Source organism: Paraburkholderia sp. CI3, assembly GCF_050436505.1.
GTDB lineage: Bacteria > Pseudomonadota > Gammaproteobacteria > Burkholderiales > Burkholderiaceae > Paraburkholderia > Paraburkholderia tuberum.
In genome coordinates this window covers 1,617,256-1,639,392 of the sequence record NZ_JBNDMI010000003.1, presented here as the reverse complement: position 1 = coordinate 1,639,392, position 22,137 = coordinate 1,617,256, and the positions used below count along the sequence as shown (strand labels likewise).

Below are 22,137 nucleotides of genomic sequence, written 5' to 3'. Positions count from 1 at the left end.
TTCGCAGAGGAGGGGATGAAACGGCGCGGCAACTAGCGCGGGGTCAGTTGCGCGGCGCCGTTGCCGTGGCCCGCGAGCTGCCGCAGCGACTCGAGCGCGGCTTCAGGCGTCGCGAATTTTTCGAGGAACCTGGTGGGAACGAGATTGACCGCCGACGGTGTGGCTTCGTCGATCACCCTGATCTTCGTCTCTTTCATGAGCGCGGCGATGACGAACGTGGCGATATGCCGGCCGCCGTAGAGGTAGTCGAAGGTGGCGAGCGGCACGATGCCTTCGGTCGCCTCGGTGCGGTACTGGCCGGGCTTGCTCGTCAGGATCACGTGCGTGCCGGCCGCCACGGAGCGCGTATTCATGCTGCCTGCTCCAGATCGTCCTGCGCGAGTTCGATGTCGTGCTCGATCCATAGTTGGCACGCGAGGCGATAACCCTGCGCAAGCCGCTCGCCGAGCTGTTTTTTTTCCTTCCAGTTGGGCTCGGGCAGATACTGCGCGCCGGACATCACGCGGCACGCGCACTTCGAGCACTTGCCCATGCCGCATTCGTAGCGCAGATGCGGAAACGGGAATTGCTTGATGCCGGCGCGCACGACGAGGTTGGTGTTCTCCTTGACCTCGCCCTGATGGGTCGCGCCATTTTTGTGAAATACCACTGTTGGCATAACGCTCTCCGTGATTCACTCGGATCTAGTGTAGCTGAATAAAAGGATATAGTATACCGTCTACTGCCGGATGGTCCTCGGCTAGGGCCGAAGACAGCGGCAGTTGGCGTGCGTATAGGTCCATTTTTCCTAGGTTTTCCGTGGTCAGGCCGCAATGAAACGGCACGTAGACGGAGCGCTCTTCCCTCGAACGGTTTGCGCAATTCAGCTATTTCGGTATACAGTATTCAACTAAGGCGCTACACTAGCTCAACTGTTCCTTCCGTGCCCGACGGCATTCGGGCTTTCGACAACGCCAACCTTTTACCTACCTGTCAGGAGCTTGAAATGGCTGAATTGATGAACCGTGATGACTTCCGCGCCGCGCTCGAGGACGCCATCAAAGGCAAGAGTGCGAACAAGGCGCCGTTCAGCATCGCATGGGCGAGCGGCAAGCTGAGCCGCGCGCATCTCGCGCGCTGGGCCGAGAACCACTATCACTACGTGGGCCCGTTCGCCGACTATCTGGCTTACATCTATGCGCGCACGCCGGACCGCTTCACCGAGGCTAAGGACTTTCTGCTCGCCAACATGTACGAAGAGGAAATCGGCGGTGACCGTCATACCGATCTGCTGATCCGTTTCGCCGAAGCGTGTGGCACGACGCGCGAGCGCGTGATAGATCCCGACAACATGTCGCCGACCACGCGAGGCCTGCAGGCATGGTGTTATTCGGTGGCGATGCGCGAGGACCCGATCGTCGCGGTCGCGGCGCTCGTCGTGGGTCTGGAATCGCAGGTGCCGTCGATCTATCGCAAGCAGACGCCGACGCTGCGCGACAAATACCAGTTCACCGACGAGGAAGTGGAGTTCTTCGATCTGCACATCGTGTCGGACGAGATTCATGGCGAGCGCGGCTATCAGATCGTGCTCGAACATGCCGACACGCCCGAGTTGCAGCAACGCTGCCTGAAGATCTGCGAGATCGGCGCGCAGATGCGTCTGCTTTATACGACCGCGCTCTATTACGACTACGTCGAGCAGGACCTGGCGCTGCCCGAACTCGAACTCGCGAGTTGAACCCGCGGCGGCGCGCGCAACGCGGCGCCGTCTTCCGTTGGCATCGCCGCGAGCCAGCCGGCCGGCATGGCGCCGGCCATTGCGGCAACAGCACAGGTATCCGTCATGAGCAATCCGGCAACACCAGAGTTCAAGAATCTCATCGCGGGCGAGTGGACCGCCAGCGTGAGCGGCGGCACGTTCGACAACGTGAATCCCGCCGATACGCGCGACATCGTCGGCCGCTTCCAGGCGTCTTCGGCCGAGGACGCGCGCGCCGCGCTGGCCGCGGCGGCTGGCGCGTTCGCCGCGTGGCGGCGCACGCCGGTCGCGCAGCGCGCGGCCGTTCTCAATCGCGCGGCGGCGTGGCTCGAACAGCATGCGGACGGATTCGCGAACGAACTCACGCGCGAAGAAGGCAAGCCGCTCGCGCAGAGCAGGGACGAAATTCTGCGCTCGGCGCAGGTGCTGCGTTTCTATGCGGTGGAAGGTCAGTCGTATTCCGGCGAGACGTTCCCTAGCGACGATCCCGACATGACCGTCCACACCCAGCGCGAACCCCTCGGCGTCGTCGCCGTGATTACACCGTGGAATTTTCCGATCTCGATCCCGGCGCGCAAGATCGCGCCGGCGCTGATCGCCGGCAATACGGTGATCTTCAAACCGTCGTCGGATGCGCCGCTGATCGGCTACCGGCTCGCCGAAGCATTCGCGCAGGCGGGCATTCCATCGGGTGTACTGAATTTCATCACGGGACGCGCGTCGGAAATCGGCTCCGTCATTACCGCGTCGCCGGTCGTCAGGGCCGTGTCGTTCACCGGTTCGACCGCCGCTGGCGAACAGATTCATCGCTCCCTACCGCTGACCACGCGCACGCAGATGGAACTCGGCGGCAAGAACCCGCTGATCGTGATGGACGACGCGGATCTCGACCGCGCCGTCGACCTGACGATCAAGGGCGGCTTCTCGCTGACGGGCCAGGCCTGCACCGGCACGAGCCGCGTGCTGGTGATGCAGAGCGTGCGCGATGCGTTCAGCGAGAAACTGCTCGCTAAAGTGAAGACGCTCAAGATCGGCAGCGGCCTCACGCCCGGCATGGACATCGGTCCGCTCGCGACCCGGACGCAGCTCGACACCGTGCTCGACTACGTGGCCTCCGGCAAGGCACAGGCCACGCATCTGTACGGCGGCGAGCGCCTGAGCGGTCCCGATTACGAGCACGGCTATTACGTCACGCCGGCGATCTTCACCGACGTGACGCAGGACATGCGTATCTGCCGCGAAGAAATCTTTGGGCCGGTGATCGCGATCGTCACCGTGACCAGCTACGAGGACGCGATCGCGAAGGCGAACGACACCGAGTATGGGCTCTCCGCCGCGATCGTCACGTCGAATCCACGCCACATGCATCGCTTCGCGGACGACATCGAGGCGGGCACCGTGAAGATCAACCGCACGACGACGGGCAACGCGATCAACGCGCCGTTCGGGGGGCTCAAGCGTTCGAGCACGTCGACGTTTCGCGAATCGGGGCGTGGCGGTCTCGAGTTCTATACGCAGATCAAGACGGTCTATCGCGGCATCTGAGCGCGGCGAGATCAGCTTTCCGAATCAATGAATCAATCAACAATGAGGGGGTTGCAATGAAACAGATATTTCGCCTGGAACTGGCCGAAGCGCGCGAAATGATCCGCGCGGCCATCGGCCGGGCGCAGCAGATCGACGTGCTCGAATCGGTCTGCATCGTCGACGAGGGCGGCTATCCGCTCGCGCTCGAACGGATGGACGGCGCGCGCATCACTGGGCCGCAGATTGCGTGGAACAAGGCGTTCACGGCAGCCGGCCACAAGCGCTCGACGCATCTGTTCACCCAGCGGCCCAACGGTCCCGCGTTGCCGGGCAACGAAGCGTTCGGCATTCAATGGAGCTTCGAGGGTAAGTTCGCGGCATTCGTCGGCGGCTTTCCTGTTGTCGTCGATGGCCAGGTGGTGGGTGGTGTGGGCCTGAGCGGCGGCAACGGCGAGCAGGACACGCAGTGCGGCCTCGCCGCTTTGCAGGGGCTGCACGATCTGCTCGCGGCGCAGGGGCATAGCGTGCTCGTGGAAGCCGACATCAAGAAATGACGCCACGGGCCGCCTGTGCATGCCGGCGGTCCTGTCGTTCGCATCGCATCGTCATGAGGTGGCGTCATGTCATACCGGATTCAGGTGCTCGAAACAGGAGCGTGCTTCAGCGCCGAGCGCGACGAATCGCTGCTCGCCGCCGCGCTACGCGCGGACGTGCCGCTTGCGCACGATTGTCAGTTCGGCGGTTGCGGCACGTGCCGCGTGAAAGTGCACGAGGGCACGCTCGACTACGAGGAGTTTCCGCTCGGACTCACCGAGGAGGAGGCGCAGGCGGGATTTGCGCTCGCGTGTCAGGCGCGGCCGCGCAGCGACATTGTGATCGGCGCGGGCCACGCCGGTGCGCCGACATCGGAGCCGGCGCGTCATACGGTGCGCGTGGAGGCGGTACGCTTGCTGGCGCACGACGTCACGCACCTCACGCTCGCGCTTCCAGAGGATGCCGAAATGATTTACCGGCCCGGTCAGTACATGAACGTGATGCTCGAAGACGGTAGTCATCGCAGCTTCTCGATGGCATCCGCCGCGCGCGCGGGGGGCCTCGTCGACTTTCATGTGCGGAAGATCGCGGGCGGCCGGTTCACCGATCGTGTGGTGGCGCAGCTCAAACCGGGCGACCGCCTCGACGTGGAGCTGCCGCTCGGCGGATTCCGACTGCACGAAGAGGACTATCGTCCGTTGCTGATGGTCGCGACCGGCACCGGCCTGGCGCCGGTGAAAGCGATGCTCGAATCGCTGATGGACGATCCCAATTGCCCGCCCGTCACGCTGTACTGGGGCGCGAGAACGGCCGACGGCCTGTATCTGCATGACGAAATCGGCCGCTGGGCGGAGCGTCTCTACGAGTTCCGCTATGTGCCGGTGTTGTCGCGCGCGGACACAGCATGGAGCGGGCGGCGCGGCTATGTGCAGCATGCGGTGTGCGAGGACCATGCGGACCTGTCGGAGCACGCGGTCTATCTGTGCGGCTCGCCCGCGATGATCGCAGAGGCGAAGGCCGCCTTCATCGCGAAGGGCGCGAGCGTCGATCATCTGTACTCGGACAGCTTTACGTTCCAGCACGCCGCAGCGGCGCTCGTGTAGCGCGCGGCACGAGCGCCATCCAGTCATCAGATTCGCACAAGGAAGCATTCTCCATGATTCATCTGAACGACGCGCAGATCGATGCGCTCGTGGGTTTCGACGAAGCGATCCCGACGCTCGAGCAGGCGTTTCGCGCACTGTCGCGGGGACGCGCGGCGGTGCAGCGGCGCGTGCGCACCGAAGCGGGCGGCGTGAAGCTATCGACGCTCGGCGCCGTGTTGCCCGAAGCTGGCGTGACCGGCGCGAAGGTGTACACGACGATCAACGGCCGCTTCTCGTTCTCGATCGTGCTGTTTTCGACCGACGACGGCCGCCCGCTCGCCACGCTCGACGCGAACGCGCTCACGCGAATCCGCACGGCCGCGACCACGGTGCTCGCGGTGCGAGCGCTCGCGCGCGAAGATGCGCGCGCCGTCGCGATTTTCGGCACCGGCGTGCAGGGGCACGCGCATGCGCAGGCGCTCGCCGCGCATACCGGTTTGCAGTCGTTCAGAATCGTCGGCCTCGATAACGTGGAGCAGGTCGTCGACGAACTCAACGCGCGTCACCGTGCGCGCGGCGTGAAGGCCACCGCAGGCGAAGCCGCCGAGGCGGTGCGTGATGCCGACGTGATCGTCACCGCGACGCGCGCGACCGGTGCGCTGTTCGATGGCGCGACGCTTGCGCCCGGTGCGATGGTCGCGGCCATCGGGTCGAGCCTGCCCTACACGCGCGAGCTCGACGACACGACGCTCGCGCGCGCGTCGCGCATCGTGGTTGAACTGCATGAACAGGCAAGGGAAGAGGCCGGCGACCTGGTGCAGGCCGCGCCCGGCACGTTCGACTGGCGCAACGTAGTCGAACTCGGCGACGTGCTGGAAGGGCGCGCCAGCGGACGCGTGCGGTCCGAGGACATCGTCGTCTACAAGGCGGTCGGCATCGGCTTGCAGGACGTTGCGCTCGCCGGGCTCGCGTGGCGCAAGCATGTCGCTCGCGAAGCGGCCGCACAGCGCGCCTGAACGCCGATGAGCAACGGCACGCCACCCGGCGCCATACCGCACGGGACATCGCCGCCCAACACGGCCCGCTCGTTCCGTCAGTCGCTCTTTGCGATGCTTGGCTTGTCGAGCGTCGTGATGATGGTCGCGATCGATCAGACCGTGGTCGGCACCGCGTTGCCTACCATCGTCGCCGAGCTGAAGGGTTTTAATCTCTATGCGTGGGTCGCGACTGCGTATCTGCTCGCCTCGGTCATCACGGTGCCGATCTTCGGGCGGCTCGGTGACTGGTTCGGACGCAAGCCGTTGATCGTGATTGCGATCGTCGTGTTCACGGCCGCGTCGGTGCTGTGCGGTGCCGCGCACAGCATGCAGGCGCTGGTGCTGTTTCGCGCGTTGCAAGGGATCGGTGGCGGCATGCTGGTGGGCACCTGCTTCGCGTCGATTCCCGATCTGTTTCCCGATCCCGTCGTGCGTCTGCGCTGGCAGGTGCTGTTTTCGAGCGCGTTCGGCGTCGCGAATGCGGTAGGGCCTTCGCTGGGCGGCTTTCTGAGCGAGCACTACGGCTGGCGCTCCGCGTTTCTCGTCAACCTTCCGGTCGGCGTGCTCAGTCTTTATCTGACTGCCCGACATCTACCGAACATTCGCCATCAACTGCGCGGCAAGCTGAACCCGGACTGGCGCGGCGCATTGTTGATCGCAGCCGGACTCGGTGCGTTGCAACTGCTCGTCGAATCGCTCGCGCAGCAGACGCTGAAGGTCTCGACGATCGCGTTCGGCGTGGTGGCATTGAGCGCGGGCGCGCTGCTCGTGCGCGAGGAACTGCGCGCGGCCGATCCGATTCTGCCGCCGGCGTTGCTGCGCGAGCGGGCCATCATCGCGTTGCTCGCGTTGTCGATGCTGATGGGCTTGGCGATGTTCGCGCTGCTGTTCTATGTGCCGTTGCTGCTGCAAGGCGGCATGGGTCTCAACGCGGATCGCGCCGGCGTGATGGTGACGCCGCTCGTGCTATGCATCACCGTCGGCACGATCGCGAATACGCGCGTCGTCACGCGTCTGCGTAAGCCCAACTTGCTGCTGTACGTCGGCTTCGCGTTGCTGGGCGTGGCGTGTTGGGGCGTCGCGGCCGAACGCATGGAGACCGGTCATGCGTTGATGGCCGCATTGACTGCGGGCGGCGTAGGGATCGGTCTCGTGATGCCGAATCTGACCGTGTTTGCGCAGCAGGTGGCGGGCAAGCGTCAGCTTGGCATTGCGACCGCTATGATCCAGTCGGCGCGGATGGTGGGCGGCATGATTGGAACGGCCGTGGTCGGCACAATCGTGCACGTGCTGTATCGCCAACGCGTGGCCGATGTTTTGCAAGGGCACGGTATCGATACGGACGCGCCGTGGGTTGCGCCCGCCGCGCACAGCCCGCAAGTACTGCTGACGTCTCGCGACGTCGCGACCTTCATTCGCGATGCCCACGCCGCAGGGTTCGACGGCGACGCGCTGATCGCCGCGGCGCGCGTCGCGCTCGTGCAAGCCATCGACCACGCGTTGCTCGCGGTGAGCGCGGCAATGGTGCTCGCATGCCTCGCCGTGTCGCTCGTGCCGCTGATTCGCGTGCAGCGATTGGGACGCGAGGTCGCGTCAGTCGCAGTAAGCGAATGAGCGCTGGTGCGGGTCAAAGTTGCTTGCAATAGAACGTCGTCGCGCACAAGGCCCCGTCGGGCATCAGCGCGTAATTCGGCACGCTGCCGACGCGTTGCCATCCGGCGCGCTGATAAAGCCGTTCGGCATCGCCACCGGTTACGGTGTCGAGCACGAGAACCGATTTCTTCTCTTTCCGCGCGATGCGATCGAGTTCGCTCATCAGAGCGTGCGCGACGCCGCGCCGGCGTGCTTTTCTGTGCACGAGCATCTTCGCTACGTCGGCGCGATGTGGCTGATTTTCGGGTTGCGCGGTAATCAGCTGCACGGTGCCCACGATATCGCCGCTGTGATCTTCGGCGATCAGCAATACGCGCTCGCCACGCGCGACGCTCTCCACGACGTTGCGCCAGAACGCGAGCGCCGTGTTACGCGAGATCGGCGGCATGAAGCTGACCGATGCTCCGCCTTCCACGCAGTCGATCAGCACGTCGGCGAGCGCTTCGACACAGGCCGAAGCTTCGTTCGCGCCCACGCGCCGTATGGTCACACTTTTTGTTGTCAATGCGCAAATGCCCACTCACCAATTTGAATAAAAACCCGCCCAAAATTGCCGACTCTTTATTCGCTTTGATTCGCTAACTTTCAATTAGCCTGTGTCGGAAAAGCCTTACGCCCCATTACGCATAAAATTACACGTATTGGTATAAATACCGATGCTGTAGTCAGACTACATTCCTACATTACTCACCACGAAGAGTCGCTACAGCCCATCCAGTTGCGCCGATTCTTCTTCCCACAGGCAAACGTTTGCAGTCATCGCTGCATGCCTGTTTTCGCGTCCGTTTTCCATCCCCCCGACGCGCTCCGTTGCCCCAGAAAAGCACAATTTCGGAGAGACACCTATGCAGAAGAAACTATGGCCGGCCGTCGCGATTGCGGCGGCCGTGAGCGCCGCTGCGCACGCCGCTGCGCCCGCCGCTGCGCACGCGGACATCCCCACTCCTGGTCTCGACTTCGCGCCCATGTCGACGGTGCTGAACGCGTTCGCGTCGGCCGCGGCGCATCGGCGCGCGGAAACGCTCGTCAACAAGATGACGATCGACGAAAAGCTGCAGTTCATTCACTCGCAGTACGCGATGTCCGCCGTGCCGGGCGGCGGCGCGGGCTACATTCAGGGCGTGCCGCGTCTCGGCATTCCCGACCTGAACATGGTCGACTCGGCCACGGGTTCGGGCAGCACCAACCAGCCATCGACGACCTTCCCGGCGACGCTCGCGGTAGCGGCGAGCTGGGACCGCGCGCTGTCGTGGAACTTCGGCAAGCAGATCGCGATCCAGTTGCGTCAGCAGGGCTTCGGCATGGGGCTCGGCGGTGGCACCAACCTCGCGCGTGAGCCACGCGGTGGCCGGCTCTTCGAGTATCTCGGCGAAGATCCGGTGCTTGCCGGCGAGATGCTCGCCGAGCGCACCGACGGCACGCAAAGCCAGAAGGTCATCGCGACGATCAAGCACTACATGGGCAACGAGCAGGAACATAACCGCGGCGGGGGCAATAGCCAGATCGACGAGCGCACGATGCGCGAGCTCTATCTGCTGCCGTTCGAAATCGCCGCGCGCCGCGCGCAGCCCGGCAGCGTGATGTGCAGCTACAACGAGGTCAACGGCATCCAGGCCTGCGAGAACCCGCACATTCTCAACGACGTGCTGAAGAACGACTGGCACTTCGAAGGTCAGGTGCAGTCGGACTGGGGCGCGACGCATAGCACGGCACCGGCGATCAATGCCGGTCTCGACGAGGAGGAAGACGTCGGTTCGACCGTCTATCTGACGCCCACGCTGGTCAAACAGGCGATCGCGAACGGCTCGGTGTCGACCGCGCGCCTCGACGACATGGTCGAGCGCAAGCTGTATGTGATGATCCGCACGGGCGTGATGGACGATCCGCCGAAGGGTGGCGCGACCATCGACTTCTCGGCCGCGAGAGCCTTCACGCAGTCGGTCGAAGAGCAGTCGATGGTACTGCTGAAGAACGCCAGCAATCAGCTGCCGCTCGCCGCTGGTTCGCTGTCGCGTATCGCGGTGATCGGCGGCCATGCCGACGCGGCGGTGCTGACGGGCGGCGGTTCAGGCAACACCCGCGATCCGGTGACGGGCGCGTTCGCCGGTTGCGGCGGCTTGACGTTCGGCACGGAGACGGGCTGCAGCTGGTGGACCAACCCGTGGCTGAAGCTGAACACGCCGATCGTGTCGGCGATCAAGGCGCTCGCGCCGCAGGCCACCGTGACCTTCGCCGGCAACAGCGATCAGCAGTCGCCGTTTGCCGCCTACACGCAGCAGCAGATCACCCAGGCGGCCACGCTGGCGGCCAACTCCGACGTCGCGATCGTCGTGGTCGCGCAGCCGGCCGGTGAGGATATCGGCGATCTGCCGAGCCTGGGCCTCGCGAATCCGACCAACCAGGATGCACTCGTCGAAGCAGTTGCGGCGGCCAATCCGCACACGATCGTCGTCGTCGAAAGCGGCAACCCGGTGCTGATGCCGTGGAAGGATAGCGTGTCGGCGATTGTCGAAGCATGGTATCCGGGCGAAGGCGGCGGCAATGCGATTGCGAACGTGCTGTTCGGCAAGGTCAATCCTTCCGGCAAGCTGCCCGTCACGTTCCCGGTGCGCGACCAGGATACGCCGACGTGGGGCACGAATGGCGCGTTTGCGGCGAACCCGGTGTACGCCGAGAAGCTCGATATGGGCTATCGCTGGTACGACTCGCAGAACATCACGCCGATGTTCGAGTTCGGCTATGGCCTGTCGTACACGCACTTCGCATACTCGGGTCTGTCGGTTCAGCATCTGCCGGGCGGCCTGATCGACGTGTCGTTCAACGTGCGTAACGATGGTCGCGTCGCCGGTGCGGAAGTGCCGCAGGTGTACCTCGGCGTGCCGTATCAGGGTGAACCGCCGCGGCGTCTCGTCGGCTGGGACAAGGTGGGTCTGAACCCGGGCGAATCGCGTCGTGTGCACGTTGTCGTGACGCAGCGCATGCAGAGCGTGTGGGATACGACGAGCAACCGTTGGCTCTATGTGCCGGGCAGCTCGGTGTACGTCGGCGCATCGTCGCGCGACATCCGTCTGCAGGGGCACGGCTAAATAGTGTGACGGTGTAGCGAATGCGGGCGCGCCAGGTTGCGCGCCCGCCTGTATTGTTGTTTACGCTTTCAGCGTGTTCTTGTAGAACTTTCCATCCTTCATCACGATGCGCAGGTTCTGCTCCGGGTTCGCGATCAGGTCGAGATTCTCGAGCGGATTGCCGTCGACGAGCAGCAGATCGGCGTACGCACCTTCCTCGAGTACACCGAGCTTGCGCGGGTACGGATTGCGGTGCCCGGACAGCGCGAGTAGCTGGCCATTGGTGCCCGTTGCGATGCCCAATGCTTCGGCTGCGCTATACCACGCCTTCATATGCGTGAGCATCGTGCCTTGCCGTGCGGCCACGGCCTGCGAAAAGATCAGGTCCGTGCCGAACGCGACCTTGATGCCATGCTTGCGCGCGAGCTTGAAAACCCTGTCGGTGCCCGCGATCACCTGAAGAAATTTTTCGCGGATCGCTGGGGCGAGCGGACCCGCGTCGTCTTCGTTGACGAACGGCTGCGTGCTCAACCACGTGCCGTTCTTCGCCATCAACGCCGCAGTCCTGTCGTCCATCAGATGACCGTGCTCGATGCACTGCACGCCTGCCGCAACGGAGCGCTGAACCGCTTCGGACGTGTACGCATGCGAGAGGATATAGGTGCCCCAGTCGGCCGCTGTTTCGACGGCCGCGCGCAACTGCTTTTCGGTAAACGTGAGCATGTCGAGCGGGCTGCGCGGCGTCGATACCCCACCGGCTCCGACCAGCTTGATCTGCGTCGCGCCCTGAATGAACTGCTCGCGCACCCGCAAGCGGACTTCGTCTTCGCTGTCGGCGATCGCGAAGCCACCGTCCCGTTCCAGTTGGGTGACCTGGTTGCCGGCGCGCGGCAGATCGCTCAGCGCACGAAAATCGCCGTGACCCCCGGTGGTCGTGATCATCGCGCCGGACGGATAGATTCGCGGCCCGGAAATCATGCCGCTATCGATTGCCTGCTTCAGCGCGAATGACGGGCCGCCCGCGTCGCGTATCGTTGTGAAGCCGCGCAGTAGCGTACGTTCGGCTTCAGCGCTTGCCGCAAGATGGACGAATGCAATGTCGGATTGAAGGATGACCTGAATCGGCACTGCCGCGAGCAGCGCGTGCCAGTGCATGTCGATCATGCCGGGCATCATCACCTTGCCACCGCAATCGACGAGCGTTTTGCCGTCGATCGAAGCCGGTTGACCCCGACCCAACTGGCTGATGCTGTCACCCTCGACAACCATATAGAGGCCGTCACGCAACGTCGACGATCTGCCGTCGAACAAGCGGAAGTTCGTGAACAGCACCGGCTTGTCCGGCGGTGCTGGCGGTTGGGTGGTTTGAGCATTGCCAAGACCGGGCAGAACCAGGCTCAGCATCGAAGCGGCGAGACCGGTGACGAAGCCGCGCCGCGACAGATCGGCACTGATACGGCGGTTGGCATACTGCGCTTGAGACTTGTCACAAAGACATGAAAACGACGGACCGACTCTTTTATCGCCGATGTACTTTCCTGAAGGCATAGCTCACCCGTAACGTAGATCACCGTGCATCGAAAGCCGCCATCTGACTACATTTCACACTTGGCGACGCGAAAGTCAAGCCCGCACAGATTATCGCCTACGAACGAGGATGGCAAATTCCGCGTCGCTTGATACAAGCATTGAAATCGCATCTATTTCTCGATTACGCGGTTGCAGCATGTAATTAGAAAAATATGCTTGCGACGGGTGAAAAGAACGGGCTATGCTCACGCCACGTATTCTGTATGTGAATCCCCCGAAATAAGGCACGATTCCCTACCCTGCTTGGGGGGGAGAGATGTGCCAAACAAACGTCCCAATAAAGCGGATGCATCGGCTATTACAAAAGTATTTTCTATCATCGCGATTATCGAGCGAGGCGATCGGTCATTCTTTTAACGCCGCTGCAATTAGAAACTCAACTATTTCACAATTTCGCCGCCACTCCATGAATGCCGGGATCGGAAAAATCGCATTCAGTCTTTTCTAATTTTTTCACGGAGAAACAGAAATGATCGATGTGTCAAAGCCGCGTATGCTCAAGGTGCTGGCGGGGGCTGGCTTGTCGCTGTTTGCCGTCACGGCGATGGCCGACGATACGCTCGGTCTGTCGGAAAGCCTGTTCTCCATCGGCGCGCCGGAAGTGACGCAGGCGCCTGGCGCGAGCGCGAGCCCGTGGCGCTTTGCGGTTGGCGCAGGGGTCGTGAACATGCCGAAATTTCCGGGCGCGAGTGGCACGAAATGGGAGGTGGTGCCGTCGGTGAGCGTGAATTACGACCGCTTCTTTATCGGCGCGAATCCAGACGCGGGCTCGGTGCTATCGCTGGGCGCATATCTGTATCGTGATAGTAACTGGCGCGTCGGCGCGGCGTTGACCTACGATTTCATCGAACCGCGCAGCGAGTCCGACGACTCGCGGCTGCACGGACTCGGCGACGTCAAACGCACCGCGCACGCGGAGCTGTTCGGTGTTTATACGTGGGATTTCGTCACGGCACGCGCGAGCGTTTTGACCGATATTGCCGGCAACGATCGCGGCACCGTCGCGACTTTCGATCTGTTGGGACGCTATCAACCCATTGCGCAACTGACGCTCAGCGCAGGCCCGGGCCTGACGTGGGGAAGCGACAAGTACAACGAAACCTATTTTGGCGTGAATTCCGAGCAGAGCGCGCGCTCGGGATTGCCGACCTACTCGGCCAGCTCCGGTTTGAACCAGTTGCGCTTCTCAGTCAACGGGGTTTACCGGATCGCAACGCGTTGGAACGTCGGCGCGAGCGTGTCGTTCGCGTGGCTGCGCGGCGACGCGACCGACAGCCCCATCACCGAAAAGACGAGTCAGATTACGTACGGCCTTTTCGCCAATTACCTCTTTTAGTCGTCCGCCAAAAACGAAGGCCCGCTGCACCCGATCGCGTGGGTGCAGCGGGCTTTCCCGTTCTACGAGTCAGCAAGCGCTTCGTCAATTCTTCTGCGCGAGCAGCGCCTGAATCCTGGCTTCGGTCTGCGCATAGGCGCCTTCTCCAAAGTGCGTGTAGACGATATGACCTTGCTTGTCGATCAGATAGAACGCGGGCCAGTACTGATTGTTATAGGCATTCCAGGTCGCGTACTGGTTGTCCTGCGCAACCGGATAGCTGATACCGAACCGTTTCAGCGCGGTCTTCACGTTGCCGGTGTCGCGTTCGAACGGATATTCCGGCGTATGCACGCCGATCACCGTGAGCCCCTGATCCTTGTACTTCTGGTTCCAGCTTTTTACGTAAGGCAGCGTGTTGGCGCAATTGATGCAGCTATAGGTCCAGAAGTCGACGAGTACCACTTTGCCGCGCAATTGCTGCAATTTGAGCGGCTCGCTATTGAGCCATTGCGTGATGCCTGTGAGCTCGGGTGCGGGCGAGCCGCTTTCCTGCGGCGCGGCGATGGCGACCGTACTCGTCGCGATCAACGCGCAGGCGGCAAACGCGGTGGACAGTGCGAAGGTTTTCAAGCGGGTAGTCATGTCAAAGTCCTTTGAGTGAGGGGAAAAGACCGGCGAGCCGCCCGTACAGCAGCACGTCGTACTGCAAATAGATGGCGAGGGCGGTCAGCATCACCAGTACGCCGAATACCTGTTGCAGGCGCTCCGCGTGACGTGAGACCACACGTACATGACGCGTCACGTAATGGCCGCCGTAGATGATCGCGAGCATCGGAATCGCCGCGCCGATCGCATACAGCGTGAGCAGCAGAGCCGACCAACCGAGATCCTGAGCCTTCACGACGAGCACCAGAATCGACGCGAGCACGGGGCCGGCGCAGGGCGTCCATACCGCGCCGAGCGACATGCCGAGCACGAAGCCGCCCGCGTTGCCGCTGCCAGGTTGCGTACCTGGCGCAATGGCCGCGCCGATGCGCTCGAGCGGCCCTTGCAGTTGCGCGACGAGCCAGTCGTAAGGGCGCGGCCAGATACGCAGAAGCCCGGACAGTGCGAGCAACGCAATGCCGGTATTGCGCAGTACCTGTTGCGCGACGTGCACGGTGCTCGACACCGCGCCCAATAGCAGCGCGAAAGACGCGAAAGTCAGAATGAAGCCGGCGACGATAAACAGTGGCCGCGTGCGGCTCGGTCGTTCGACGGAAGTGCCGAGCAGGATCGGCATCACCGGCAGCACGCAGGGAGAGGCAATCGTCAGCAGCCCGGCGAGCAGGGCGAGCGGAGTTTCGAGAGTACTGTGCATGATGGGCGTTCCGTTGGCTGGGATGGCCGTATTGGAACGCCCGCACGTATCTGGTTTATGTCGGGATCAGGCGCGCTTGCAATGTAGTGTGTCTGCGTATGGCGCGGATACATTGCGACACAAATCGGTTGAGGAACCGATGCGCGCGGGGGGCGAGGCGGCGGTAGCCGAACGCTGGCTCAGCGCGCCCTGCGCTTACGCACCGCGGTTCCGGTCGCGGCTGCGACGCTATTTGCGCTGGACGTGGAGAACATCGGCATACGCTCCTCGATCCAGCGCAGCAATTCGAGAGGTCCCGGTGCGAGCGGCCGGCCGGTCTTGACGAGCACACGCGCCTGCGCGCGGGAAAACAGCGGATGCGCGATCGGTATCGTCGTCAATTCGCCGCTCGCGATTTCGCGGTAGGCAGCGAATTCGCCGATCAGCGTCATGAAGTTGTCGACCGTGACGAAGCGCTTCAATGCGCTCAGTGAGTTGGTGGTCAGCGTCGCGGGAATCGACACGTTTTCGGCGAGTTCCGTCATCTTGACGACATGACCGATCCCAAAGGTGGGTGGCATCAACGCGAGCGGCCACGCGCGCAGGTCGTCGAGCGTCGCGGGTCGCTTGCGCTTCGCGAGCGGATGGTCGCTTCTTAGCAACAACACGACCGGCTGCGGCGAACTCGCGCGATGCTCGAGGCGCGCATGAGGCGGCGGATTGTACGCAAGCCCGATATGCGCACGACTTTCGGCGACTTCTTCCTGGATCGCGTCGACCGCGAGCATATCGAGGCCGATTTCGAGTTCTGGATATTGGACGCAGAATGGCGCGAGCACATCGTCGACCAGCGTATCGACGAAGCCTTCGCTGACCGCGAGCCGGATCTGCCCTCGCTGCAGGCCTTTCAACGCATGCAATTGATCTTCGAGCTTCTCCTGCTGCGAACGGTAGCCGCGCCAGAATTCGAGCAGATGCGTGGCCGCTTCGGTCGGCCTGACTCCGCGCGGCTGCCGCTCGAACAGCACCGCGCCGAGTTCGTCCTCGAGCAGCTTGATCTGCCGCGTGATCACGGAGGGCGACGTATTGATGCTTTCGGCGGCGCCGCGGATGGTGCCGTGCGTCAGCACCTCGTTGAAGTAGCGAAGGCGTTGCTGGTTGATCTCGCGCATGTGATTTGTCGATTGCAATTAATGTGTTGCCTACAAGGCAACGATATGTGAACTTAGTTGCTCTTGCTGATGAAGGCTTGCGCTGTCACTATCTATCTCAAGCGTTGCGACAGCGGTAAGCCAGTGATTCAGTCGTCAAGCATCTCCGGTTTCAGATTCGCTCTACCCGTCTCGTTCGATTCGTTTCAGATTGCCATTGAAGTCCGCTCCGCCTGCACGGCGCTCGCATGCGGCTGTGTGATATCGCGCGCGAGCGGACCCGATCAATTCCGTATCAAAGCCTTTGCTTGAAGGAGAACAACCATGTCGGATCAGATCAATAGTCGCCGCCGCCGCTTTCTCGGAACGGCGGTTGCCGGTATCAGCCTGCTCGAATTGGGACTGAGCGGGCTCGCGCATGCGCAATCGGCCGACGCGGCCGGCAATGCGAAAGCGGGCGCGCGCGTGGCGTCGTTCGAGAACATTCGCTCGATCAATGCGGGCACGCTGAACGTCAGCTACGCGGAAGCGGGCCCGCAGAACGGACCGGTGGTCGTTCTGCTGCATGGCTGGCCTTACGACATCTACAGCTTCGCCGAAGTGACGCCATTGCTGACGGCGGCCGGTTATCGCGTGATCGTGCCTTACCTGCGCGGCTACGGCGGCACGCGTTTTCTGTCGGCGGATACGCCGCGCAACGGTCAACAGGCGGTGGTCGCGGTCGACATCATCAACCTGATGGACGCGCTGAAAATCGACAAGGCCGTGCTCGGCGGCTTCGACTGGGGCGCGCGCACGGTGAACATCGTCGCCGCGCTGTGGCCGCAACGCGTGAAGGCGATGGTGTCGGTGAGCGGCTATCTGATCGGCAGCCAGGACGCGAACCGCGCGCCGTTGCCGCCGAAGGCCGAGCTCGCGTGGTGGTATCAGTTCTATTTCGCCACGGAGCGCGGCCGCGCGGGCTATGAAGCGAACCGTCATGACTTCAACAAGCTGATCTGGCATACCGCCTCGCCGAAATGGAATTTCGACGACGCCACGTTCGAGCGCTCCGCCGAATCGTTCAATAACCCGGACCATGTTGCCGTGGTGATTCACAACTATCGCTGGCGTCTGGGACTCGCGCAGGGCGAACCGCAATACGACGAACTCGAAAAGCGCCTCGCCTCCGGACCGACGATCGCGGTGCCGACCATCACACTCGAAGGCGATGCGAACGGCGCCGCGCATCCCGAGCCCGCAGCATACGCGAAGAAGTTTACCGGCAAGTATCAGCACCGCAATATCAGCGGCGGCATCGGCCATAACCTGCCGCAGGAAGCGCCGAAAGCCTTTGCGGATGCGATTCTCGACGTCACCCGCCTTTGATGGAGCCGGCGCGCGCCGGCTTCTTCTGAACGGAACCCCAGCAGTCGAACGTACGGCTGCTGGGGTTTTTTCATGAGCGGGCCATTTGCAACACACCTGCAAATCGCACGACGCATGCGACGCCGGCCCTGCTCGGCATGTTCGGAAGTGGGTCTTTGTATCGCAATGTATCAACGGCATACGCAGACAAACACGCTTGCAGAAATGGGGGGTGACGAAAACATTGCAGATACGTTGGAGCGTTCTAATGTCTTCACGCAAGGTTGATTCACAACGTTGCGTGTGAATCAGGCGGGACGTCACAGTGTATCTGCGTCGATGGCTTCGCGTCCCGCTCAATCCTTATCCCTGATGGTTCGATACCCGGAGAAGACTCATGAAACTCGTTCAATCGCTGATCGTCGCCGCACTCGTCGCCGTTCCCGTCGTTTCGTTCGCGCAATCGCAGCCGCAACAAGCACTCACACGTGCCGAAGTCCGCGCGCAATTGGTCCAGTTGGAAAAGGCCGGCTACAACCCGGCCAGCGACAACACGCAATACCCGCAGAACATCGAAGCGGCCGAGGCGCGCATCAGCGCGGGCCATGACGCGGCCGCCTACGGTGGCGTCGCGAACGGCAGTTCCGCTTCGGGCTCGCACGTGCCGATGAAGCATGCGGCGGCGGATCGCGTGTACGACGGCTCCCACATCGTCGGCCTCGGTTCCATCTACGCGCATTCGTGATCGATGCAAATGAGCAGGCCGTCCGCGTGCATCGGCTCACGTCGACGCGCGGACTCCTTGTTTAACTCAACCTGTCGAGACAAAAACGATGACCACGCTGCTGAAAAAAATTCTGGGTTCCGTTCTGTTGCTGGGCGGACTGTTCGCGTTGCAGGCCACGGAGTCCGCGCAGGCGGCGCCGTCCGATGACCTGAAGGGCAAGAACGTCGTTCTCGTACACGGCGCTTTCGCTGACGGGTCCAGCTGGGACAAAGTGATCCCATTGCTCGAAGCGCGCGGCCTGCACGTGGTGGCCGTGCAGAATCCGCTGAGCTCGCTCGCCGACGACGTGGCGGCAACCCGGCGCGTGATCGCGCAGCAGAACGGGCCTGTGATTCTGGTCGGCCATTCATGGGGCGGCGTGGTGGTCAGCGAGGCCGGCAACGACGACAAGGTGAAGAGCCTCGTGTACGTCGCGGCATTTGCGCCGGACAACAGTCAGTCCATTGCCGACATCACGAAGGACCAACCCGCGCCAGTCTGGGCGAGCGAATTGCGCAAGGACTCGGCGGGTTATCTGACGCTATCGACCCAGGCGGTGCTGGACGACTTCGCGCAGGATCTGCCGCTGCCGCAAAAGCGCCTGATCGCGGCGACCCAGCAGCCTTGGGCCGCTGGCTGTATCGACGACAAGGTGACGAACGCCGCGTGGCATGGCAAGCCGTCGTACTTCGTGGTGTCGGGCCGCGACCGCATGATCGATCCGTCCTTGCAACTGGAGATGGCGAAACACATCGACGCGAAGATCACGCGCGTCGCCACGAGCCACGTCGCGATGCTGAGCCAGCCGCAGGCCGTGGCCGACGCGATCATCGCCGCCTCGCGGGCCGCGCACTGAAGCGCGCGCAGTCTCGTCAATCGGATTGCGATTGACGGAATGCTCTTCATGCAGTGCAGCGCGAACATCGAGCGGCTATGGCGAATGCCTGCGATCTTGTTTTTGCTGATCGAGCAATGCGACATAGCCGCGGATATACCCTTCGTTTTCGAGGCTTCAGACAATGGAGATACGGCACGTTCGCGGCTTCACCGGTTCTGTCCCATCAGTACCTCGTCGAATGAAGCGCCTTGGTCGGCCAATCATCAGTACCTTTTGCTGGGCAGTACTTTTGCGCTGATATTCGCGTTGGGCGTGGCATCGGCGGCAATCTTCCCGCACCGTCTGCGTACGGTTCTACAGCGGCCGACGCGGCTGCGCATCGTGAACCGTCTGATGGGGAGCTTGCTGGTAGGGATGGGCACGCTGATGGCGGCGGTACGCTGACCATGAAACGATCCGCATACCGCCGCCGCGGGAACAACGTCATCCTTATCGTCTGTACCGCGCGATATCAATGGAAAATGAGGTACAGGATGATCAGTACGATCACTGGAACGCCGAGCAGCCAGCCAAGTAGGTAAGGCATGATGTCATCTCCTTTCGTATTGAAGTTCGAATACGCAGGAGTTTCAGCAGGCAGCGTGCCTGGCTCGAAGATGTCGATCTATTCGAGCAATCGAACGACGGCAACCCCGATGGTCCGCGTATCGGGCTTTAGCCATTGTTCGAAAAGCCGAGCGTCATGTCGGCGAATATTCCGTCCTTCTGTAGCCCGGCATTCGCGACCACGATATCGATGCCATAGCCGATTCCCGAACTTGCGCCGGCAATAAGCGCGACCTGATTGGCCAGTAACTTTTCCATCGAGTGCTTCGGCAACGACGAAAAAGCGAAGCCGCCACCTATCGGCACGCGACATCGCGCGGATAGACGGCGGCCCGCCTCATGTTCCAGTCCACTACGCGTGGTCTATATCACACCGGCAACCAGCAGAACGATCACCACGATCAGTACGATGCCGAGTCCACCGGTCGGACCATAGCCCCACGATCGGCTGTGTGGCCACGCTGGAAATGCGCCGATCAGCAGCAGAATCAGCACGATTAGAAGAAGGGTTCCTAGCATGTTATGACCTCCGCCTGGTTGAGAGACCTGCTTTATCTACGTTGGCCACAAGGCCGCAGGGTAATCCCTAGGGAGCAAACCTTGTGCCCAAGGTCGATCCTTTAATCAGATCACCGGGACGGCGCGCGGCGCGTGCGGAGATTCTCGAGCCAATTGAAACGGCACCCCTCGCGCTCAAAACCTGAGCAGGGTGCCGTTTTTCCAATTGCGGACACGTCGCGCGTCCTATAGATAGGTTCCGCTGATGCGGCCTTCGAAGATCGCGGTGTTGATGTCCCACTCGTCGACGGTACCCGTGCCGCCACCGTCCACCTTGACGACTACCGAGCGGCCGCCGCGCAGCGTCTTCATCTGTTCGGCGCTCAGCGTTTTCTCGTCGGATGGCTCGCCCGCGCCGGGCGGCAGGTCTTTGATGATCACAGTGGCTTTCATGGCATTTCTCCTTGACGTGGAAAGGCGAGCACAGTGCGGCGCCCGCATCGATTTCTGCAAGGCCTATGCCAATGTGAGGGAACGTGCGCCGCAACATGGAGCGGGGGCCGCGATGCGAAGCCTGGCAAGGATCCGCGCGATAGCCGCGTTGAATCGCACTGAACCCGATCGCGATTGCGCGTCGATGTGTTTGCGCGGGTCCCACGAGTCACGAGCGAATGGTTGGGGCGCAGCGCAGCGTCGCGCGTGGCGAACTCAGGCGTCCAACACTCAATCGCAAGCGCAAACAGAAACGGCACGCGCCGTATGCGCGTGCCGTGATGGTGAAACGCCCCGGCGAGGAATGCTAGCGGCGCTGGCGTCTACGCGGCGAGGCTGCTTCCGCGATACGCAGATGCGCGGCCGGAAAGCCCGGCGGGTACTCGACGACTCGCATCGCGGCCGGCACCAGCGGCGCGGCGAGACTCGAGCGCGCGCCGACACGGGCGCCGCCGACGATCGCGGCCATCGCCTCGCGGTCCAGTTCGACGCTTTCGGTCAGATCCTTGATGCTCAGCTTGGCCATGATGGCTCCAGAAAGACGCTCCGGCGGCCAGACCCGTTCGGGTGCCGGCCGCCGTGCTCGGAATGTGTTCGGCGTGTCATTCGTTGTATTGAGGTCTCAACGCACTATCAGTATAGGAAATCCATTCGCGGCGCGGATGGCCGTGGTGTTGCCGCGGCAGTGAAGGAACCCCCAGTCCCCCGCTGCTGCCCCGGCTTACACGGCGGAGTAATTGGCGCCCGACAGGATAGGGTCGACTTTCAGCTTCAGCGGCAGCACGACGCCTGGGCCGATCGAACCGATGTCATTGAGCGCTGCGACGTTGACGATTTGCTGCTGATCCAGTTTCTGAGTGACGTTGACGTTGACGTTGACGTTGGCGATGCCGGCAAGGCTGCCGAGACCACCAAGGCCCGAGGGCATGGGCACGTTGCTGCCGGTGCCGCCGGCGATCCCGGACATGGCCCGGCGGTCGAGTTCGCGCGTGCCGGACAGATCGCGAATCATGAGGGATGACATGGCGTTTCTCCAAAGACGTACGGAAAGCGGACATGAATGGCTCGCGGCGAAGCGGCCCGCGGCTGCGGGCGCCTCGCCGCACCACGCACTATTAGTGGTTGCTGTTGCTCGAATCGATATACGGCGAGAAGTCCGACGTGATGCCGCTGGCGAGCGCAACATCGTTGCCGTTGGCGTTCTGGAAGTTCAGTTCGTTACTGATCAGTTGCGTGGTGGTGGTGTTCTTGACGCTGGTCGGCGCATAGACCGGGGCGAAGCTGTAGTACTTGCTCGGGCCGAAGCCGCCGCGTACGGCTTGCATGGCTTTGCTGTCGAGTTGTTCGGTGACGGACAGGTCTTTGATCATCAGCGTTTTCATGGTGAGTCTCCTGAAAGAAGTTTTCGCAGTGTTGCGAGTGGTTTCGAGCAATTCGTTTGCTCGGACATCACTAACGCACAGGCTGTGCCAGTATTAATCAAGGATCCTGAGGAAATCGGCCAAGCCCTGTCGTATAAGGGTTTTGTGCGTGGAGGGACCACCGTGCCGGTC

At 62.5% G+C, this 22,137-nt stretch carries 23 protein-coding genes and 2 pseudogenes; 11 read left to right on the top strand and 14 right to left on the bottom strand.

What is annotated here, in order from left to right; translation table 11 throughout:
* Positions 1 to 32 precede the first annotated feature (32 nt).
* Together OKW29_RS16190 and OKW29_RS16185 are read right to left on the bottom strand one after the other, a co-directional pair.
* Entirely contained in the window at positions 33 to 353 is a 321-nt protein-coding gene (locus tag OKW29_RS16190) for a hypothetical protein (RefSeq protein ID WP_187610618.1), read from the bottom strand.
* Positions 350 to 658 (bottom strand): 2Fe-2S iron-sulfur cluster-binding protein, encoded by a 309-nt coding sequence (locus OKW29_RS16185; RefSeq protein WP_187627150.1) that lies wholly within the window; start codon positions 656 to 658, stop codon positions 350 to 352. Before OKW29_RS16185 ends, OKW29_RS16190 begins: the two co-directional genes overlap by 4 nt.
* 327 nt (positions 659 to 985) lie before the next feature.
* Between OKW29_RS16185 and OKW29_RS16180 the strand changes: the two genes are divergently transcribed.
* The 6 genes from OKW29_RS16180 to OKW29_RS16155 all read left to right on the top strand — a co-directional run bounded on the left by OKW29_RS16180 (position 986) and on the right by OKW29_RS16155 (position 7,535).
* On the top strand, positions 986 to 1,717 hold the full coding sequence (locus tag OKW29_RS16180) for a TenA family transcriptional regulator (protein WP_090807609.1): 732 nt from the start codon (positions 986 to 988) through the stop codon (positions 1,715 to 1,717).
* Between the two features lie 105 nt (positions 1,718 to 1,822).
* Positions 1,823 to 3,283 carry an aldehyde dehydrogenase family protein gene (locus tag OKW29_RS16175; protein ID WP_429291744.1) on the top strand — a complete coding sequence of 487 codons (1,461 nt, stop codon included), beginning with the start codon at positions 1,823 to 1,825 and terminating at the stop codon, positions 3,281 to 3,283.
* Between the two features lie 56 nt (positions 3,284 to 3,339).
* Entirely contained in the window at positions 3,340 to 3,819 is a 480-nt protein-coding gene (locus tag OKW29_RS16170) for a GlcG/HbpS family heme-binding protein (protein ID WP_184061585.1), read from the top strand.
* A 66-nt stretch (positions 3,820 to 3,885) separates the two neighbouring features.
* Positions 3,886 to 4,902, top strand: coding sequence for a 2Fe-2S iron-sulfur cluster-binding protein (locus tag OKW29_RS16165; RefSeq protein ID WP_429291743.1), 1,017 nt, complete (start codon positions 3,886 to 3,888; stop codon positions 4,900 to 4,902).
* A gap of 53 nt (positions 4,903 to 4,955) precedes the next feature.
* Positions 4,956 to 5,900: an ornithine cyclodeaminase family protein gene (locus OKW29_RS16160; RefSeq protein ID WP_429291742.1), complete on the top strand. Its 945-nt coding sequence runs from the start codon at positions 4,956 to 4,958 to the stop codon at positions 5,898 to 5,900.
* A 6-nt stretch (positions 5,901 to 5,906) separates the two neighbouring features.
* Positions 5,907 to 7,535, top strand: coding sequence for an MFS transporter (locus OKW29_RS16155; RefSeq protein ID WP_262421377.1), 1,629 nt, complete (start codon positions 5,907 to 5,909; stop codon positions 7,533 to 7,535).
* 13 nt (positions 7,536 to 7,548) lie between these two features.
* Here the strand turns inward: OKW29_RS16155 and OKW29_RS16150 are convergent, their stop codons facing one another.
* Entirely contained in the window at positions 7,549 to 8,079 is a 531-nt protein-coding gene (locus OKW29_RS16150) for an N-acetyltransferase family protein (protein ID WP_429291741.1), read from the bottom strand.
* Between the two features lie 340 nt (positions 8,080 to 8,419).
* On the opposite strand from OKW29_RS16150, the gene OKW29_RS16145 reads away from it, so the two are divergent.
* The gene (locus OKW29_RS16145; RefSeq protein WP_429291740.1) at positions 8,420 to 10,660 is read left to right on the top strand and encodes a beta-glucosidase; all 2,241 of its coding nucleotides are present in this window, start codon (positions 8,420 to 8,422) and stop codon (positions 10,658 to 10,660) included.
* Between the two features lie 60 nt (positions 10,661 to 10,720).
* Here OKW29_RS16145 and OKW29_RS16140 read toward each other — a convergent pair whose 3' ends face one another.
* Positions 10,721 to 12,187: an amidohydrolase family protein gene (locus tag OKW29_RS16140; RefSeq protein ID WP_429291739.1), complete on the bottom strand. Its 1,467-nt coding sequence runs from the start codon at positions 12,185 to 12,187 to the stop codon at positions 10,721 to 10,723.
* A gap of 511 nt (positions 12,188 to 12,698) precedes the next feature.
* Here OKW29_RS16140 and OKW29_RS16135 point away from each other — a divergent pair.
* Positions 12,699 to 13,565 carry a MipA/OmpV family protein gene (locus tag OKW29_RS16135; RefSeq protein WP_429291738.1) on the top strand — a complete coding sequence of 289 codons (867 nt, stop codon included), beginning with the start codon at positions 12,699 to 12,701 and terminating at the stop codon, positions 13,563 to 13,565.
* An 84-nt stretch (positions 13,566 to 13,649) separates the two neighbouring features.
* On the opposite strand, the gene OKW29_RS16130 is transcribed toward OKW29_RS16135, so the two are convergent.
* The 3 genes from OKW29_RS16130 to OKW29_RS16120 all read right to left on the bottom strand — a co-directional run bounded on the left by OKW29_RS16130 (position 13,650) and on the right by OKW29_RS16120 (position 16,058).
* The gene (locus OKW29_RS16130; RefSeq protein WP_184024470.1) at positions 13,650 to 14,189 is read right to left on the bottom strand and encodes a thioredoxin family protein; all 540 of its coding nucleotides are present in this window, start codon (positions 14,187 to 14,189) and stop codon (positions 13,650 to 13,652) included.
* Position 14,190: 1 nt separating this feature from the next.
* Positions 14,191 to 14,907 (bottom strand): cytochrome c biogenesis CcdA family protein, encoded by a 717-nt coding sequence (locus tag OKW29_RS16125; protein ID WP_429291737.1) that lies wholly within the window; start codon positions 14,905 to 14,907, stop codon positions 14,191 to 14,193.
* A gap of 179 nt (positions 14,908 to 15,086) precedes the next feature.
* Positions 15,087 to 16,058 (bottom strand): LysR family transcriptional regulator, encoded by a 972-nt coding sequence (locus tag OKW29_RS16120; protein WP_429291736.1) that lies wholly within the window; start codon positions 16,056 to 16,058, stop codon positions 15,087 to 15,089.
* Between the two features lie 303 nt (positions 16,059 to 16,361).
* On the opposite strand from OKW29_RS16120, the gene OKW29_RS16115 reads away from it, so the two are divergent.
* The 3 genes from OKW29_RS16115 to OKW29_RS16105 all read left to right on the top strand — a co-directional run bounded on the left by OKW29_RS16115 (position 16,362) and on the right by OKW29_RS16105 (position 19,006).
* Positions 16,362 to 17,405: an alpha/beta fold hydrolase gene (locus OKW29_RS16115; protein ID WP_429291735.1), complete on the top strand. Its 1,044-nt coding sequence runs from the start codon at positions 16,362 to 16,364 to the stop codon at positions 17,403 to 17,405.
* Positions 17,406 to 17,781: 376 nt separating this feature from the next.
* Complete coding sequence (locus tag OKW29_RS16110) at positions 17,782 to 18,129, top strand: DUF4148 domain-containing protein (RefSeq protein ID WP_429291734.1); 348 nt, start codon at positions 17,782 to 17,784, stop codon at positions 18,127 to 18,129.
* An 88-nt stretch (positions 18,130 to 18,217) separates the two neighbouring features.
* The gene (locus OKW29_RS16105) at positions 18,218 to 19,006 is read left to right on the top strand and encodes an alpha/beta fold hydrolase (protein WP_429291733.1); all 789 of its coding nucleotides are present in this window, start codon (positions 18,218 to 18,220) and stop codon (positions 19,004 to 19,006) included.
* A gap of 23 nt (positions 19,007 to 19,029) precedes the next feature.
* Here OKW29_RS16105 and OKW29_RS16100 read toward each other — a convergent pair.
* The 7 genes and pseudogenes from OKW29_RS16100 to OKW29_RS16070 form a co-directional block, all read right to left on the bottom strand.
* Positions 19,030 to 19,104 (bottom strand): annotated as a pseudogene (locus tag OKW29_RS16100) (AsnC family transcriptional regulator); the annotation flags it as partial.
* Between the two features lie 655 nt (positions 19,105 to 19,759).
* Positions 19,760 to 19,852, bottom strand: a pseudogene (locus tag OKW29_RS16095) (sugar dehydrogenase); the annotation flags it as partial.
* Positions 19,853 to 19,957: 105 nt separating this feature from the next.
* Positions 19,958 to 20,113, bottom strand: coding sequence for a DUF3309 family protein (locus OKW29_RS16090; RefSeq protein WP_429291732.1), 156 nt, complete (start codon positions 20,111 to 20,113; stop codon positions 19,958 to 19,960).
* Between the two features lie 225 nt (positions 20,114 to 20,338).
* Positions 20,339 to 20,545, bottom strand: a complete 207-nt coding sequence (locus tag OKW29_RS16085) for a hypothetical protein (RefSeq protein ID WP_429291731.1) — start codon at positions 20,543 to 20,545, stop codon at positions 20,339 to 20,341.
* Between the two features lie 346 nt (positions 20,546 to 20,891).
* Positions 20,892 to 21,110 carry a hypothetical protein gene (locus OKW29_RS16080; RefSeq protein ID WP_184005151.1) on the bottom strand — a complete coding sequence of 73 codons (219 nt, stop codon included), beginning with the start codon at positions 21,108 to 21,110 and terminating at the stop codon, positions 20,892 to 20,894.
* A 195-nt stretch (positions 21,111 to 21,305) separates the two neighbouring features.
* Entirely contained in the window at positions 21,306 to 21,608 is a 303-nt protein-coding gene (locus tag OKW29_RS16075; protein WP_184072834.1) for a hypothetical protein, read from the bottom strand.
* A 91-nt stretch (positions 21,609 to 21,699) separates the two neighbouring features.
* Positions 21,700 to 21,966: a hypothetical protein gene (locus OKW29_RS16070; RefSeq protein WP_429291730.1), complete on the bottom strand. Its 267-nt coding sequence runs from the start codon at positions 21,964 to 21,966 to the stop codon at positions 21,700 to 21,702.
* Between the last annotated feature and the right edge of the window lie 171 nt (positions 21,967 to 22,137).

What these genes read in the sequence shown, in the direction of transcription:
- OKW29_RS16190 (WP_187610618.1), bottom strand. Translation starts at nt 353, where the DNA reads ATGAATACGCGCTCCGTGGCGGCCGGCACGCACGTGATCCTGACGAGC.
- OKW29_RS16185 (WP_187627150.1), bottom strand. Translation starts at nt 658, where the DNA reads ATGCCAACAGTGGTATTTCACAAAAATGGCGCGACCCATCAGGGCGAG.
- OKW29_RS16180 (WP_090807609.1), top strand. Translation starts at nt 986, where the DNA reads ATGGCTGAATTGATGAACCGTGATGACTTCCGCGCCGCGCTCGAGGAC.
- OKW29_RS16175 (WP_429291744.1), top strand. Translation starts at nt 1,823, where the DNA reads ATGAGCAATCCGGCAACACCAGAGTTCAAGAATCTCATCGCGGGCGAG.
- OKW29_RS16170 (WP_184061585.1), top strand. Translation starts at nt 3,340, where the DNA reads ATGAAACAGATATTTCGCCTGGAACTGGCCGAAGCGCGCGAAATGATC.
- OKW29_RS16165 (WP_429291743.1), top strand. Translation starts at nt 3,886, where the DNA reads ATGTCATACCGGATTCAGGTGCTCGAAACAGGAGCGTGCTTCAGCGCC.
- OKW29_RS16160 (WP_429291742.1), top strand. Translation starts at nt 4,956, where the DNA reads ATGATTCATCTGAACGACGCGCAGATCGATGCGCTCGTGGGTTTCGAC.
- OKW29_RS16155 (WP_262421377.1), top strand. Translation starts at nt 5,907, where the DNA reads ATGAGCAACGGCACGCCACCCGGCGCCATACCGCACGGGACATCGCCG.
- OKW29_RS16145 (WP_429291740.1), top strand. Translation starts at nt 8,420, where the DNA reads ATGCAGAAGAAACTATGGCCGGCCGTCGCGATTGCGGCGGCCGTGAGC.
- OKW29_RS16140 (WP_429291739.1), bottom strand. Translation starts at nt 12,187, where the DNA reads ATGCCTTCAGGAAAGTACATCGGCGATAAAAGAGTCGGTCCGTCGTTT.
- OKW29_RS16135 (WP_429291738.1), top strand. Translation starts at nt 12,699, where the DNA reads ATGATCGATGTGTCAAAGCCGCGTATGCTCAAGGTGCTGGCGGGGGCT.
- OKW29_RS16130 (WP_184024470.1), bottom strand. Translation starts at nt 14,189, where the DNA reads ATGACTACCCGCTTGAAAACCTTCGCACTGTCCACCGCGTTTGCCGCC.
- OKW29_RS16125 (WP_429291737.1), bottom strand. Translation starts at nt 14,907, where the DNA reads ATGCACAGTACTCTCGAAACTCCGCTCGCCCTGCTCGCCGGGCTGCTG.
- OKW29_RS16120 (WP_429291736.1), bottom strand. Translation starts at nt 16,058, where the DNA reads ATGCGCGAGATCAACCAGCAACGCCTTCGCTACTTCAACGAGGTGCTG.
- OKW29_RS16115 (WP_429291735.1), top strand. Translation starts at nt 16,362, where the DNA reads ATGTCGGATCAGATCAATAGTCGCCGCCGCCGCTTTCTCGGAACGGCG.
- OKW29_RS16110 (WP_429291734.1), top strand. Translation starts at nt 17,782, where the DNA reads ATGAAACTCGTTCAATCGCTGATCGTCGCCGCACTCGTCGCCGTTCCC.
- OKW29_RS16105 (WP_429291733.1), top strand. Translation starts at nt 18,218, where the DNA reads ATGACCACGCTGCTGAAAAAAATTCTGGGTTCCGTTCTGTTGCTGGGC.
- OKW29_RS16090 (WP_429291732.1), bottom strand. Translation starts at nt 20,113, where the DNA reads ATGCTAGGAACCCTTCTTCTAATCGTGCTGATTCTGCTGCTGATCGGC.
- OKW29_RS16085 (WP_429291731.1), bottom strand. Translation starts at nt 20,545, where the DNA reads ATGAAAGCCACTGTGATCATCAAAGACCTGCCGCCCGGCGCGGGCGAG.
- OKW29_RS16080 (WP_184005151.1), bottom strand. Translation starts at nt 21,110, where the DNA reads ATGGCCAAGCTGAGCATCAAGGATCTGACCGAAAGCGTCGAACTGGAC.
- OKW29_RS16075 (WP_184072834.1), bottom strand. Translation starts at nt 21,608, where the DNA reads ATGTCATCCCTCATGATTCGCGATCTGTCCGGCACGCGCGAACTCGAC.
- OKW29_RS16070 (WP_429291730.1), bottom strand. Translation starts at nt 21,966, where the DNA reads ATGAAAACGCTGATGATCAAAGACCTGTCCGTCACCGAACAACTCGAC.